The sequence below is a fragment of the Azospirillum sp. A23 genome, from assembly GCF_042938965.1.
In the GTDB taxonomy this organism is placed as follows: Bacteria; Pseudomonadota; Alphaproteobacteria; order Azospirillales; family Azospirillaceae; genus Azospirillum; species Azospirillum melinis.
Genome location: NZ_CP170666.1, coordinates 1,020,171 through 1,034,106, shown reverse-complemented (window position 1 = coordinate 1,034,106; position 13,936 = coordinate 1,020,171). Strand labels below are relative to the sequence as shown.

Annotated in this window: 13 protein-coding genes; 7 read left to right on the top strand and 6 right to left on the bottom strand. The window is 67.0% G+C overall.

The window, feature by feature from the left end; all coding sequences use genetic code 11:
- Position 1: 1 nt before the first annotated feature.
- The 3 genes from sucD to ABNQ40_RS13580 all read left to right on the top strand — a co-directional run bounded on the left by sucD (position 2) and on the right by ABNQ40_RS13580 (position 3,341).
- Positions 2 to 877, top strand: a complete 876-nt coding sequence (gene sucD, locus ABNQ40_RS13590; RefSeq protein ID WP_391346867.1) for a succinate--CoA ligase subunit alpha — start codon at positions 2 to 4, stop codon at positions 875 to 877.
- A 124-nt stretch (positions 878 to 1,001) separates the two neighbouring features.
- Positions 1,002 to 1,919 (top strand): IclR family transcriptional regulator, encoded by a 918-nt coding sequence (locus ABNQ40_RS13585; protein WP_109050104.1) that lies wholly within the window; start codon positions 1,002 to 1,004, stop codon positions 1,917 to 1,919.
- 423 nt (positions 1,920 to 2,342) lie between these two features.
- Positions 2,343 to 3,341 (top strand): NAD(P)H-quinone oxidoreductase, encoded by a 999-nt coding sequence (locus ABNQ40_RS13580; RefSeq protein ID WP_391346864.1) that lies wholly within the window; start codon positions 2,343 to 2,345, stop codon positions 3,339 to 3,341.
- A gap of 18 nt (positions 3,342 to 3,359) precedes the next feature.
- Here ABNQ40_RS13580 and ABNQ40_RS13575 read toward each other — a convergent pair whose 3' ends face one another.
- The 3 genes from ABNQ40_RS13575 to ABNQ40_RS13565 all read right to left on the bottom strand — a co-directional run bounded on the left by ABNQ40_RS13575 (position 3,360) and on the right by ABNQ40_RS13565 (position 6,497).
- Positions 3,360 to 4,814, bottom strand: coding sequence for a hypothetical protein (locus tag ABNQ40_RS13575; protein ID WP_391346862.1), 1,455 nt, complete (start codon positions 4,812 to 4,814; stop codon positions 3,360 to 3,362).
- Between the two features lie 12 nt (positions 4,815 to 4,826).
- Positions 4,827 to 5,546: a BON domain-containing protein gene (locus ABNQ40_RS13570; protein WP_391346859.1), complete on the bottom strand. Its 720-nt coding sequence runs from the start codon at positions 5,544 to 5,546 to the stop codon at positions 4,827 to 4,829.
- Positions 5,547 to 5,654: 108 nt separating this feature from the next.
- A complete protein-coding gene (locus ABNQ40_RS13565) occupies positions 5,655 to 6,497 on the bottom strand; it encodes an N-acetylmuramoyl-L-alanine amidase (RefSeq protein ID WP_109050108.1) in 843 nt (280 codons plus the stop codon).
- Positions 6,498 to 6,754: 257 nt separating this feature from the next.
- On the opposite strand from ABNQ40_RS13565, the gene ABNQ40_RS13560 reads away from it, so the two are divergent.
- On the top strand, positions 6,755 to 6,922 hold the full coding sequence (locus ABNQ40_RS13560; protein ID WP_199235334.1) for a hypothetical protein: 168 nt from the start codon (positions 6,755 to 6,757) through the stop codon (positions 6,920 to 6,922).
- A 334-nt stretch (positions 6,923 to 7,256) separates the two neighbouring features.
- Here the strand turns inward: ABNQ40_RS13560 and ABNQ40_RS13555 are convergent, their stop codons facing one another.
- Positions 7,257 to 7,643 (bottom strand): hypothetical protein, encoded by a 387-nt coding sequence (locus ABNQ40_RS13555; RefSeq protein ID WP_109050110.1) that lies wholly within the window; start codon positions 7,641 to 7,643, stop codon positions 7,257 to 7,259.
- A 223-nt stretch (positions 7,644 to 7,866) separates the two neighbouring features.
- Here ABNQ40_RS13555 and purU point away from each other — a divergent pair, with 223 nt between their 5' ends.
- On the top strand, positions 7,867 to 8,733 hold the full coding sequence (purU, locus tag ABNQ40_RS13550) for a formyltetrahydrofolate deformylase (protein WP_109050111.1): 867 nt from the start codon (positions 7,867 to 7,869) through the stop codon (positions 8,731 to 8,733).
- 28 nt (positions 8,734 to 8,761) lie between these two features.
- On the opposite strand, the gene ABNQ40_RS13545 is transcribed toward purU, so the two are convergent.
- A complete protein-coding gene (locus ABNQ40_RS13545) occupies positions 8,762 to 9,565 on the bottom strand; it encodes a response regulator (protein ID WP_109050112.1) in 804 nt (267 codons plus the stop codon).
- A 946-nt stretch (positions 9,566 to 10,511) separates the two neighbouring features.
- On the opposite strand from ABNQ40_RS13545, the gene ABNQ40_RS13540 reads away from it, so the two are divergent.
- The gene (locus ABNQ40_RS13540; RefSeq protein WP_109050113.1) at positions 10,512 to 11,015 is read left to right on the top strand and encodes a hypothetical protein; all 504 of its coding nucleotides are present in this window, start codon (positions 10,512 to 10,514) and stop codon (positions 11,013 to 11,015) included.
- A 355-nt stretch (positions 11,016 to 11,370) separates the two neighbouring features.
- The gene (locus ABNQ40_RS13535) at positions 11,371 to 13,005 is read left to right on the top strand and encodes an AMP-binding protein (RefSeq protein ID WP_109490956.1); all 1,635 of its coding nucleotides are present in this window, start codon (positions 11,371 to 11,373) and stop codon (positions 13,003 to 13,005) included.
- A gap of 5 nt (positions 13,006 to 13,010) precedes the next feature.
- Here the strand turns inward: ABNQ40_RS13535 and ABNQ40_RS13530 are convergent, their stop codons facing one another.
- Positions 13,011 to 13,874 carry a ChbG/HpnK family deacetylase gene (locus ABNQ40_RS13530; protein WP_109490957.1) on the bottom strand — a complete coding sequence of 288 codons (864 nt, stop codon included), beginning with the start codon at positions 13,872 to 13,874 and terminating at the stop codon, positions 13,011 to 13,013.
- Positions 13,875 to 13,936: the final 62 nt, after the last annotated feature.

Sequence of the window (13,936 nt, the reverse complement as noted above, 5' to 3'; positions counted from 1 at the left end):
CATGGCTGTTCTCGTCGATAAGAACACGAAGGTGATCTGCCAGGGCTTCACCGGAGCCCAGGGCACCTTCCACTCCGAACAGGCCATCGCCTACGGCACCAAGATGGTCGGCGGCGTCACGCCGGGTAAAGGCGGGGCCAAGCACCTCGACCTGCCGATCTTCGACACCGTCGCCGAGGCGGTCGAGAAGACGGGCGCCAACGCCTCCGTGATCTACGTGCCGCCGCCGTTTGCCGCGGACGCGATCCTGGAAGCCATCGACGCCGAGATCCCGCTGGTGGTCTGCATCACCGAGGGCATCCCGGTGCTGGACATGGTCCGCGTCAAGCGCGCGCTGGCCGGTTCCGCCACCCGCCTGATCGGCCCGAACTGCCCCGGCATCATCACGCCGGACGAGTGCAAGATCGGCATCATGCCGGGCCACATCCACAAGCGCGGCAAGATCGGCATCGTCTCGCGCTCCGGCACGCTGACCTATGAGGCGGTGGCGCAGACCACGGCGGCCGGTCTGGGCCAGACCACCTGCATCGGCATCGGCGGCGACCCGGTCAACGGCACCAACTTCGTCGACAGCCTGGAGCTGTTCGTGAAGGACCCGGAGACCGAGGGCATCATCATGATCGGCGAGATCGGCGGCGACGCCGAAGTCCGCGGCGCCGAGTTCATCAAGGCCTCGGGCACCAAGAAGCCGGTCGTCGGCTTCATCGCCGGCCGCACGGCTCCTCCGGGACGCCGCATGGGCCATGCCGGCGCGGTGATCTCCGGCGGCAACGACACCGCCGACTTCAAGATCGACTTCATGAAGTCGGTCGGCATCGCCGTCGCCGACAGCCCCGCCAGCCTGGGCTCCACCATGCAGGCGATTTTCAAAGGTTGATCGTTCCCCCGCGGGACCGCCGTCCGCGACGGTCCCGCGGCCTTAGCCAAGCCTTCTGTCACTCACGCCATCAGCCGCAACAGACAGGCGCAACCAACGCGCCGGACCCCGAGGGAGATGGGACATGAAAGCGCAAGCCCAAAACAGCATCCTGGCCCGCCGCATCATCCACGACGACCCCAGCGAGGGCGCCGCGGCCATCATCAAGACCGCGATCATCGAGACGCCGCGGGTGAAGAACGACAACGGCAAGGAGGCCAAGGCCGAGCGCGGCCAGGTGGTCCAGTCGCTGTGCCGCGCGCTGAACATCCTGACGATCCTCGGCTCCAACGACGGTCCGATGACGTTGACCGAGCTGTCGGAGGCCGCGAACCTGTCGCCCTCCACCACCCACCGCCTGCTGACGACCCTGCAGTACGAGCGCTATGTGCGCTTCGACCAGAGCGCGCGCGGCTGGGTGGTCGGCGTCCAGGCCTACATGACCGGCGCCAATTTCCTGAAGACCCGCAATCTGGTCGATGTCGCCCGTCCCCGCATGCGCCGCCTGATGGAGGAGAGCAGCGAGATCGTCAATCTGGCGGTCGAGGAGAATGGCGAGGCGCTCTATCTGGCCCGCGTCGGCGGCCCCCGCGCCGCCCAGGTCGCGGTGCCGCAGACCGACCGCACGCTGCTGCACTGCTCCGCCGTCGGCAAGGCGCTCTTGGCCGGCATGCCCGAGACCAAGGTGCAGACCATCGTGACCCAGCGCGGCATGCGCCAGTTCACCCGCAGCACCCTGTCGTCGCTGCCGGCGCTGTACCGCGACCTGACGCTGGTCCGCACCCGCGGCTATGCCCTGGACCAGGAGGAGCGGGTGTCCGGCCTGCGCTGTGTCGCCGCTCCGATCTTCGACGAGAATTCCCGTGTGATGGGCGCCCTGTCGCTGTCCGGCTCCAGCCGGCGCATCGAGGACGCGCGGCTGCGCGCCCTGGGCGAAATGGTCAAGCGCGCCGCCGCGGCGGTGACGCAGGAGTTGGGCGGCCGCGTGCCGGTTCCCAACTGACCCGTTCCCCACAAGGGACAAAGAGACGCATAAAGCAAAAGAACGCCAAGAGCTGACGGCAGGTGGTGCACGTTGGCATTCCTCCCTGGCGCACTTCGGGCCGCATTCCTCACGGGATGCGGCCCTTTTTCTTGAGAAAAAAACCGTTTCCACGGAATGGAAAAGCGTCTTTTTTCTCGGGAAAATCGGCGTTGCCCGTGCGATTGTCTGTCTCGGGAAAGGCGTTCCTTTCTCATCGGGCGGATGTGTTGTTTTGCATGTTCGCGCTTCTCTCGGAGACTGGCCGTGCTGTGTGCAGCACGGCCATTTTTTTGACTTTTCCGCAGGGCGAAATCGGATCCATCGCCGCGTGGACTGGCCGTCCGCCGCAACGACACAGTGCCCCCAGACCTATCACCAGAACAGGGCAGGGGAGCGATCCGCATGGCAGAATCCAGACAGATGACGGCAATCGAGGTGAGCCAGCCCGGCAAGCCGGAGGTGCTGGTCCCGGCGCGCCGCCCGGTTCCCGATCCGGCGCCCGGTGAGATCCGCATCGCCGTCCAGGCAGCCGGCGTCAACCGGCCGGACGTGCTCCAGCGGCTCGGCAAGTACAACCCGCCGCCGGGCATCACCGACATCCCCGGCCTGGAGGTCGCCGGCACCGTCGATGCGCTGGGCGAGGGAGTGGAGGGCTGGCGCATCGGCGATCCCGTCTGCGCCCTGCTGGCCGGCGGCGGCTATGCCGAGTTCTGTGTCGTGCCGGCGGCGCAGTGCCTGCCGATCCCCGACGGCCTGTCGATGGCCGAGGCGGCGGCCCTGCCGGAGACCTTCTTCACCGTCTGGTCGAACGTGTTCGAGCGCGGCGCGCTCCAGCCCGGCGAGGCGCTGCTGGTCCATGGCGGCACGTCGGGCATCGGCACCACGGCGATCCAGCTGGGGGCCGCCTTTGGCGCTCGGGTTTTCGCCACCGCCCGCGGCGCCGAGAAATGCGCCGCCTGTGTCCGGCTCGGCGCCGAACGCGCCATCGACTATGCCGAGGAGGATTTCGTCGCTGTGGTCAGGGAGGCGACCGGCGGGGCCGGCGTCAATGTGGTGCTGGACATCGTTGGCGGCGATTACGTCGCCCGCAGCATCGACGCGCTGGCGGTCGAGGGCCGCTATGTCTGCATCGGCTTCGTTCGCGGGGCGACGGCCAATGTGAACTTCTTCCCGGTGATGACCAAGCGGCTGGTGCTGACCGGTTCGACCCTGCGCGCCCGCCCGGTCGCCTACAAGCAGGCGGTGGCTGAGCAGCTGAAAGCCCGCGTCTGGCCGTTGGTGGCCGCCGGCAAGGTCAAGCCAGTCGTCCACGAGGTCTTCCCGCTTGCCAACGCCGCCGACGCCCACCGGCTGATGGAGAGCAACCAGCATGTCGGCAAGCTGGTGCTGGCGGTGGGGTGAACTGAAACTCTCTTCAGGTCAATCCAGCATCGGCAGCCCGGTCTCGATGCGGACCAGCGCGGCCAGCAGCGGGGCGCCGATGTCGCGGCGGACGAAGTTGCTGGCCTTCTCCGCCGCGTTGATCGCCAGCTGGAAGGTCCGGCGCCAGCGGTCGTCGTTGTAGAAGACCTTCTCCGCCTTGGCCCGTTGCGCCAGCAGGCCGGGGCGGCGGCCGGCGGCCTCGTCCACCAGCTTGTTCAGGCGGTTCATCAGATCGTTGGCGACGGCCGGCTCGCCGCGCTTCATCGCTGCTTCGATCAGCTCTGCAAAAGCCTCGCCGCGGGTGTCGATGTCCGCCACCTGATCGGCGTAGGCGACAGCCATGCCCGCCTCGCCGCGCTTGGCGAGCCGCCCCAGCACCGCCGGGATGGTCCACGGGTTTTCGTCCTGCACGGTGCTGAGCAGGCCCAGCGCCAGCTTCGGCTCGCCGATGTCGGCTGCCGCCACCGCCAGTTCCGGCGGGCAGCAGTCGCCGCGGGTTTCCTTGAACTTCGAGAACTGCGTCTCGACCGTGTTCAGGAACAGGGTGCGGGCCTGCGCCTCCTTGCCGGCGCGCAGCAGCGTCTGGGCGACCAGCCCCAGCTCCCAGGCGCAATTGTGGCTGGAGGCATAGCTCTTGGCCTCGTCGGCCAGCGCGTTGGTCAGGCCGCCGTCGCCACGCCACGCCGCCGCCTTGGCGATGTCGGCGAGGTTGTAGATGCGGGTCGAGCAGTCGTTGATCTGCCGGGTGATGTCGAGCGCCAGCGGCGTCTGCCCCATCAGCGACAGGGCGCGGGCGACGAACAGATCCTGGCCGGAGCTGTCGGCGACGCCGCCGCGGCGGACCGCGCTGACGAAGGGCGCCATGATCTCCTTGGCGCGGCCGACGTCGCCCAACTGCTGGTAGGCGACGGCCAGCGACAGCCAGTCCCAGCGCGCCGCGTTGATCGGCGTCTCCACCGGCGGCAGCATCTCGCCGATGCGGTGGAGGAAGCACAGGCTGTTCAGCGCATCGTTGCAGACCAGCGCACGGATGCGCGAGCGGAATTCGTAGAAATCGAAATCGCCGACGAACTGGTTGGTGACGAGTTGCACCGCCAGCGGGCTGTCGGGATACTTCGTCACGATGTCGTTGAACAGCTTGTCCGCCTCCTTCAGCAGGCGGCCCTCCTCGGCGACGTCATAGGTGTTGTCGGCCTGCCGGATCAGCTGCAAGGCCTGGACGAACAGGCGGTTGGCCGGGCCGGGGGTGCCGGCGGCCGGGTTGTCCGCCCCGCCGCCGTCCTGATCCTGCGCCAGCACGGTCTGTTTCGCCCCATCCTGCGCCACATTGTCCAGTGCCACCGCGTCCTGCGCCGGAACGGGACCGGCCGCGAACACCGCCGGCAGGCTCAGGGCTGCGGCGACGGCGGCGGTGCGGAGAACGGCGAGGACACGGGATAGGGCGGAGGCCATGGCGGTCGGGGTTCAACCCTGGATGTTTGGGTTTGGGAGCAGACGGACGTAGCTGACGACGCGTTGGACGTTGGGCACCGAACGGGCGTGCTGGAGCGCGCGGTCCAGCTCTTCCTGCGAGCTGGCGACACCCATCAGATAGACAACGCCATCGACGGTATCGATGCTGTAGTTCTGGCTATGAATATCCGCATCGAACGTGATGCGGCTGCGGATCTGGGTCGAAATCCAGGTGTCGCGCGCGGTGTCCACGATGCTGGACCCGTTGTCGATCTGGATTTCGTTGATGACTTCCTTCACGCCCTGCGCCTGCCAGGCGAGGCGCACCGCGTCGAGCCGCATCTGCGCGTCGGCGGCGCGGCCGGTCAGCAGCACGCGGCCCTGATCGACGGTCAGCCCGATGCGGTTGGTCAGGTCGATGGAATGCTGCAGCCACAGCGAATTGATGCGGGCGCGGATCTCGGTGTCGCTGACGAAGCCGCCGAAGCCGCGCTCCTGCGTCGCCACGACGGCGGTCCCGCCCGCGGCGCCCAGCACCAGCGGCCCGCAGCCGGCCAGCGAAACACCGGCGGTGCAGGCGAGTGCGAAGACTGTCCAAAGGCGGCTCGAACCCGTCACAGTGTGCCTCCTTTCGCCTGCATGGCCAGCGCCGGGCGGAATCGGCGTGCGGCCGGAAAAAGTCACGGCGGAACGGTCTTTGCAATGGGGAAATTCGAGGCTTTCACCAGTCATCGTCACTTTGTCCCGATGTGATGCACGGATGTTGCAGTCGCTGCGATTGCGAAGGAGCGGCCGCGGCAGAAAATCGGCCGCAGCGCCTCATGCAGTTTCGGTGTGAAATCAGGCGAAAGCTGGGCTGGAAAGCACGCCGGCGATTTCACGGGCCAGGACGCGGGAAACCACCCGCCGGGCGGTCGCGTCGCGCAGGATTTCCTCGTCCCTGGGGTTGGAGAGGAAACCGGTTTCCACCAGCACCGACGGCACGTCCGGCGCCTTCAGCACCGCGAAATTGGCCGCGCGCATCGGGTTTTCGAGCAGGCGCAACTCCTTGCCCGCCCCCTCCACCAGAATCTGGCGGGCGGCCAGCGAGGCATGGCGGGTGTGGCGCGCCGTCAGGTCCATCAGGATGTCCTTGACGATCCGGCCGCCGCCGACCGCCCCCGGCTTGCCGAAGCGGTCGGCCTGGTTCTCCTGCTGGGCGAGGCGGGAGGCGAAGGAGTCCGATGCCTTTTCCGACAGGATGTAGGCGGACAGGCCGCGGGCATCGGCATTGGGGGCGCTGTCGGCGTGGATCGACACGAACAGGTCGGCCCCGGCCTCGCGCGTCAGCGCAACCCGGTCGTCCAGCGCCAGGAAGCGGTCGTCGCGCCGCGTCAGCCTGACGGCGACGCCATGCCGCTCGGCCAGGATGCGCGCCACGTCGCGCGCGATGTCCAGCGTCACCTCCTTCTCGAAAGTGCCGCGGGTGCCGATGGCGCCGGGATCGTTGCCGCCATGGCCGGGATCGAGCATCACAAGCCGCGACCGCGACGAAGTGCCGCTGGCCGGTTTGCGGTCGGGCCGTCGGCCTGACGCCTCGGCGCTGCCCGAACCCAAAGGCTGGGCCAGCGCCAGACCGGCGCCGCCGAAGGCGGTTAACCAAAGCTTGCTGAGTCCGAGCCCAAGCAGCTGTCGTCGATCCATGGCCAAAAATACCGTGCTGCAAAGGAGGAAAGGCATCGGCCCCAAGCCGTGCCATCCGTTCATCTAGCCTGAATCATTAACCAATGCGGCGGCGCAAAAGTATTGTCAAGGCCGGCCAGATTACCGTTTCTGAATATTTGTGGGCATTCGGTAACCGGGGCAGACTTGACGTGCCGAGGATTCGACAGAGGTCATTGGTTGCTTGATGGCGAATTGAAAAAGCGCTAAAATTTTAGCGATCAGCTCGGGAGGTGTCGATGTTGAGGAAAGCACTGTTCAACATCATCCGGCAAGAGCAGCGCGATATCGAGGACAAGCTCGAACGCGAGGAACAGCAGCAGAGTCCTGACGTCCGCCGGATCGTCGGCCTGCAACAGGAGGCCACCAGCCTGCGTCGTGAGTTGGAACATTTCCACGACGTTTGACCCCGGCCGTCGGCTTTGGCCGACCGGGGTCTTTTGGGTGGGTCGCCACTGAATTTTCGTGACCGATGGGTCGCGCCCCCTTCTCCGCAGGATCGCGGGGAAGGGGATTTTTGTTTCCGGGGATGCCCCTCTTCCCGGCTATGGTCTGCACAGGGTCTTCAAGCGACGCTAAGCCTTTGAAACCACTGGAGCTTTCCGTCATCCCCGCGAAGGCGGGGATCCAGGCTTACCCATTGGCGTCGCTTGGAAAACTCTGGATCCCCGCCTTCGCGGGGATGACGGCCGATCTGGGACGGGCTCGGCGTCGACGCAATCTAACCTGTAAGTTAGCGCCTCATCCCAGCTTGGCGTATCCGCGTTCGATCACCCGCTCCGCGGCCTCGTACACCGCCAGCATCTGCTCGTAGGCCGCGCGCAGGCGGGCGAGGTCCGCGACGGCGGCAGCGTCCGGATGCCGGGACTCCGACATCTTCAGGCCGGCACGGATATAGTCGGCGCGCAGATCCGCCACCCGCACCGCCATGCGCAGGAAGGAGTCGCGGTTGAGGTTCGGCAATTCGCGTCCGATGACCTCGCAGTTGGCCTCCAGGATCGCGGCGTCCATGTTTTCCAGGAAATGGCGGATGCGCTGGCTGCGGCTGCTGTCGGCGGCATCCGCCGTCATCAGCTTGTCGACCTTGCCCTTGGTGTATTCACCGATGATCTTGCCGCCGGATGCCATGGGTGACTCCGTCTTCCTCCGCCGGCCGGTCCGGCCGCCGTCGCCGATTGTCGCACCGCCGGCCGGCCGATGCCAGAGCGGCGTGGACTGTCCGGCATCGGGGACAATCGCGCCGGACGGCACAGCCATGTGCACAGTCGCTCATGAAGCGGGTGCAACATCGCGGCGTTCGTGCTAGGGAAGCTTCCCCCTTTTCTTGCTGTTACGTCATGGTGGACGCGCGATGTCTGAGACCGGCTCCGACTATATCCTCACCGTTTCCTGCCCCGACACCGTCGGCATCGTCTTCGCGGTGTCCGGCTTCCTGGCGGAGCGGAGCTGCAACATCATCGACAGCGCGCAGTTCGGCGACCGCATCTCCGGGCTGTTCTTCATGCGCGTCAGCTTCAACGGCAACCCGGCCGGGCCCGGCAAGGCGCTGCTGGAGGCCGACTTCGCGGCGCAGGTGGCCGAGCGCTTCGGCATGACCTGGAAGATCCACGACGCCCGGCGCCGCCCGCGCGTGCTGATCATGGTGTCGAAGTTCGGCCACTGCCTGAACGACCTGCTGTACCGCTACCGCACCGGCTATCTGCCGATCGAGATTCCGGCCATCGTCTCCAACCACCGCGATTTCTATCAGCTGGCGGCGTGGCACAATATCCCGTTCCACCATCTGCCGGTCGGCTCCGACAACAAGGCGCAGCAGGAAGCCCGCCTGCTGGAGATCGTCGACGAGGAGAAAATCGACCTCGTGGTGCTCGCTCGCTACATGCAGGTGCTGTCCGGCGCGCTGTGCGAGCGGATGGCCGGTCGGGTGATCAACATCCACCACAGCTTCCTGCCCAGCTTCAAGGGCGCCAAGCCCTACCATCAGGCCCATGCCCGCGGCGTGAAGCTGATCGGCGCCACCGCGCACTATGTCACGTCCAACCTCGACGAAGGCCCGATCATCGAGCAGGAGGCGGAGCGTGTCGACCATACGATGACGCCCGACGACCTGGTGGCCATCGGGCGTGACATCGAGAACATCGTGCTGGCCCGTGCCGTCCGCTACCACGTGGAGCATCGTGTGCTGCTGAACGGCAACAAGACGGTGGTCTTCCGCTAAAACCTCCCGAGTGAAGCAGCGCCGCCCCTCAATGGGGCTGCGCCGTCTCGCGGGCATCTTCCGGCTGCGGCATGAACACGGCCCGCGTGATCGCCTGTTCGATCTGGTCGCGGGTGAAGGGCTTCGGAATCACCGGGCCCAGATGCTCCAGCCCGTGCTTGGCCAGATCGTCCGGGAAGGCGGTGACGAAGATCACCGGCAGGAACCGGCGGGCCCGCAGCTCGCGCGCCACTTCCAGCCCGTTGTCGCCGTCGGCCAGCCGGATGTCCATCAGGGCCAGCGTCGGCCGGTGCTCGGCCGCCAGCGACAGCGCCTCGTCCATCGTCGCCGCGTTGCCGCAGACGATGTGACCCATGCCGCGCACCGTCTCCGCCAGATCGTAGGCGATGATGGCGTCGTCCTCGACGATCAGGATGGTGGCGGTCAGCCGGGCACGGACGCGCTCGCGGGCGTGGGTCAGCCGTTCCACCGCGTCTTCCGGGGCAAGGCCCAGAACGGCGGCGGCTTCGCCGACCGGCAGATCCTCCAGGTTGACCAGCAGGTAGAGCCGCCGGTCGGTCTCCGCCAGCGTCATCAGCGCCGATTCCACCGGATGATAGGGCGCGACCGCCGGGGGCGAGCCGTCCTCGTCCTGCAGTTTGTGCAGATGGCGATAGAGTGTGCCGCGCGACGTGTCGTCGCCACGGCCGCTCTCCGCCTCGTCCGCCTCCAGGTACCATTCCAGGGTGCGGGTCACCAAGGCGTCCCCCCGCCCGTTCGTCCCGGTCAGCGCGCGGGCGTAGCGGCGCAGGTAGGGCAAATGCTGCATGAAGTGACCGGTGTACTGCTCCATCTCTCTCCCCGTGCCTTTCTGCGGCGCGTGTTCCTGGCATCCACCCGATGTGCCGTTTCCGAAACCCCGGATACGGCCGGTGCAACTCGATCTCTCCCGGGCGCCTGTTCCCGGTCCGCATGTCCGGCGCTGAAATCCGGCGACCGGACCGCCTAGGCGGCCCTGCCGAAGATCACGACGCCATCGCCGCTGCTTCGATCAGCAGACTGACTCATCCCGAGCTGCAGCGGTGGAGTTCATATGGCGCAGTCCGCGGCCTAACGGGAGTGAACCCGAAAGATTTATTCGAGATACCGACAACGGATTACTCAGTATGCATAATATGAAGCAAGGCCGGATGCCGCCCGCCGGGCCTTGCGGGCGGCCTATGACCGGCATGGCATAAGGGATGCCGGAGGGGCGGACTTAACCGTTCGGAAAGGCTTACAAGCCTACTCTGTCTTTGCCCTCCAGCATCGGTCTTTCCGCTGCCGTGCGAGGGCGAGGCGAGTGTTCCCGATCCTCGTGCGCGCCGGCCAACCCCCAGGCCGGCGCGTTTTTCTTTTCGGCCAAGGCAGCGATTCGAATCGCCGACTGTCCTGCTCGGGAACCAACCGTCAGCGGCGGTGTTGGACTTGGCATGGTGTGATTCCTCCCTGAACCGCCAATCCTAATCGCCGCCGGGCGCCGCCGCGACATCACGCGGGTGGCGCCGGCGGCGAACTTTTATCTGTCAAGATAACGGCCATGTCGCCGCTTCGCTTCTGTCAATCGGGGACTTTCACAAGCCGGCACTTGCAACGCGTTTAATCCAACGTTAAGGACATCGGCACACGGTTGGGGCATGGCGTCTTTGGGCGCGCCCTGCCGTTTCAAGGCCGGCGGACTTGTCGGCCGGGGTATCGCGTGGGCTGCCGCATCGGGTCCGGGTTTGTGCATGGAAGACCAAGAGTTGGATCGGTCCCTGATGGATGGCATTTCGCCGGATGAGCTGGCCGACTTCGCCCGGTGGCGGGAGCGCGTGCGCGGCACGAACATTTCCGAGAAGACGCTGCTGGCGACCGACTATCTCAATCACTTCAACGAAATCGTGATGCTGATCGAGATGATCCCGGACATGCCGGACATGCTGGAGGAATGCCGCATCTGGCAGCCCAAGAGCTATGCCGAGCATTTCCGCGACAGCGGCTTTTCCGACAAGGAACTGGCGATCGAGGCCTACGGCCATGTGCCGTCCAAGTTCCTCCGTCCTTTCGAGGACACCATCGCCCAGGCCCATCAGGTGATCGCCCACACGCTGGAGCGGATCGGCACCGACATCGACAGCGGCGATCCCGACAAGCTGCGGATGGACTGCCAGACCTCCGTCGCGATGATCCACCGCATCATCCAGATCGCCAACGGCATCATCCACGGCACCGCCCACGTGATGGAGCAGGGCGAGATCGATCTTTACCTGCAGAACGGCTGACGATCGGTACGCCGACCCGTACTTTCGTTCCAAATCATGCGTCTTACCAACGAAAAACCGGCCTTTTCAGTCACTTGTCCCGGCACGAATGGCGATTGATGGTGCACCCACCATTCGTTCGTTGCATGGCTCACTTGCTCCCCCTGGCACTATAGTCGGATCATAAAAGATAAGACGGAGGCGTGTTCATGCGTCCTCTGCGGGGGGAGATGGAGCATTGCCCATGAAGGGATGCGCATTCGCGCCGGCCGATGGCATGGCCGTGTCTGAACCGCGCGTGTGGCGGCCGGGTCCGCCCACCGATCACGCCGGCCCCGTTCTTCCCGCCCTGCAACGGGGGGAGATGACGCAGCGCATGATGCCATCCGGACATTTGGACAGCTTCACCCGTGACCGGCTGCCGGCGCCGTCGCAGCGCCCCGACCTGATCCTCGACCGTCCCGAACTCCAGTACCCGCAGCGCCTTAACGCCGTATCCGTCCTGATCGACGGCTGGCGCGAGCGCGGCTGGGACGGACGTCCCTGCCTGATCGGCGGCGATGGCGAGGTCTGGAGCTATGGCCGGATGCGCGATACCGTCGACCGCATCGCCCGCGTCCTGACCGAGGATTACGGGATGGTCACCGGCAACCGCGTCCTGCTGCGCGGCCCCAACACGCCGATGCTGGCCGCCTGCTGGCTGGCGGTGATCAAGGCCGGCGGGGTGCTGGTGCCGACCATGCCGCTGCTGCGCGCGCCCGAGCTGGCCGACGTGCTGAAGCGTGCCTCCATCGACATGGCGCTGTGCGACACGCATTTCCTCGACGATCTGGAAGAGGCGGCGCTGCCGTCGCTGCGCATCGTCGGCTTCCGCGACGGCGAGCTGGAACACCGCATCGCCACCAAGCCGCCGGGCTTCGAGGCCGCCGACACGGCGCAGGACGATGTCGCGCTGATCGCCTTCACCTCCGGCACCACCGGCACGCCGAAGGCCGCCGCCCATTTGCACCGCCATCTGCTGGCGATCTCCGACCTGTCGCCGCGCTCCGTGTTGGGGACGACGGCCGAGGATGTCTTCTGCGGCTCGCCGACGCTGGCCTTCGCCTACGGGCTGGGCGGGCTGCTGCTGTTCCCGCTGCGCATCGGCGCCTCGGTGATCCTGCTGGAGCGCGGGACCGCCGACCGGCTGATCGAGGCCGCCACTCGTCACAAGGCGACGGTGATGTTCACCGTGCCGACCGTCTATCGCGGCATGATCGGCCGCATGGCCGCCGACCCGGCGCTGGCGAAGGGGCTGTCCGGCCTGCGCCTGTGCATCTCGGCCGGAGAGCCGCTGCCGCAGCAGACCTTCGAGGGCTGGCGCGACGCCACCGGCCTGGAGATCCTCGACAGCCTGGGCACCACCGAGCTGCTGAACGCGGTGCTGCATGCCGTGCCCGGCAATGTGCGGCCGGGCTCCACCGGCAAGCCGGTGCCGGGCTATGAGGCGATGGTGGTGGACGACCAGTTCCGCCGGCTTCCCCCCGGTCAGGTCGGCCGGCTGGCGGTGCGCGGTGCGACCGGCTGCCTCTATCTCGACGATCCGCGGCAGGAAAGCTATGTCCAGCAGGGCTGGAACCTGACCGGCGACGCCTTCCACGTCGATGAGGACGGCTTCTTCTGGTACCACGCCCGCACCGACGACCTGATCGTCTCAGCCGGATACAAGATCTCCGGGCTGGAGGTCGAGAACATCCTGCTGAGCCACGATGCGGTGCAGGAGTGCGCGGTGATCGCCGCGCCCGACCCCGTGCGCGGAACCATTCCCAAGGCCTTCGTCGTCCTGCGCGACGACGTCCGTCCCGACGAGCGTCTGGCGGAGGAGCTGCAAAGCTTCGTCAAGGAGCACATCGCGCCCTACAAATACCCCCGCGCGGTGGAATTCCTCGACGCCCTGCCGCGGACGGAAACCGGCAAGGTCCAGCGCTTCAAGCTGCGCCGCCGCGCCTGGCAGCCGGACGAGGCGGAGTAGCGCTTCTACCGGGAGAAGCCGGCGAAGCGGGTCAGCCGGATGTTGCGCGCCTCCAGCAGGGCGACGAACTCCGGCCCGCGCAGATAGTCGTATTCGGCGCGTCGCAGCTCGACCAGCGTGTCGACGCGGCGCAATTCCTCGTCGGGCAGGCCGGGGTGGACCATCACCAGCGTCCGGCCGCCGATCCCGTCCAGAAAACGGGACATCAGGTCGGCGAAGGGGCGGCTGCCGGCAAAGTCGTAGACACCGGCGAAGCGGTCGTTGGCCGGGATGCCGCGGTCCCGCACCATGCGCCTCAGCCCGCCGCCCAGCCCGCCGATCAGCAGCGTCTTCGGCACCGCCACGCCCCGGCGCAGCACCGCCGTCACCGGCTCGCCGCACAGGCGGACATAAGCGCCGGGCAGGGAAGCCAGCGCCTCCGCCACCGCATCGCGGACGACCGGCAGCTGGTGGATGTGCTGGTGGCCGTCGATATAGTCGGGCGGGGCACCCCAGGCGTCGGCGAAGGCGGCGATCTGGCGCGACAGTTCGTCACGGATTTCCGCCTTTGCCGCCGGGCTGTTCAGCTTCCCGCGATAGGCCCAGCCCATCAGCCGTCCCAGCGGCGGCAGCCGTCCGTCCGGCGCCAGCGTCGGCATCGGCCCCAGCGGCGGCTGGTCGGTCAGGGTGAAATGCAGCCCGACGTCGGCCTTGTCCTTCAACGCGCGCAACGCATCCGCCCCGCTGCGCCAGTGCGGGCAGAGGCTCATGACCGAAGTGGCGGTCAGCCGGCCCTGGGCGATCAGGTCGCGGATGGCGGCGTTGACGCCGGGCGCCAGCCCGTAATCGTCGGCGCAGAGCAGCAAGGGGGTGGGTGCGGTATCGGTCATGGCCGGACGGATGCGGGTGGCGAAGGTCCGGCCAAGATGGGAGGGCGGCCCGTGGCGATCAA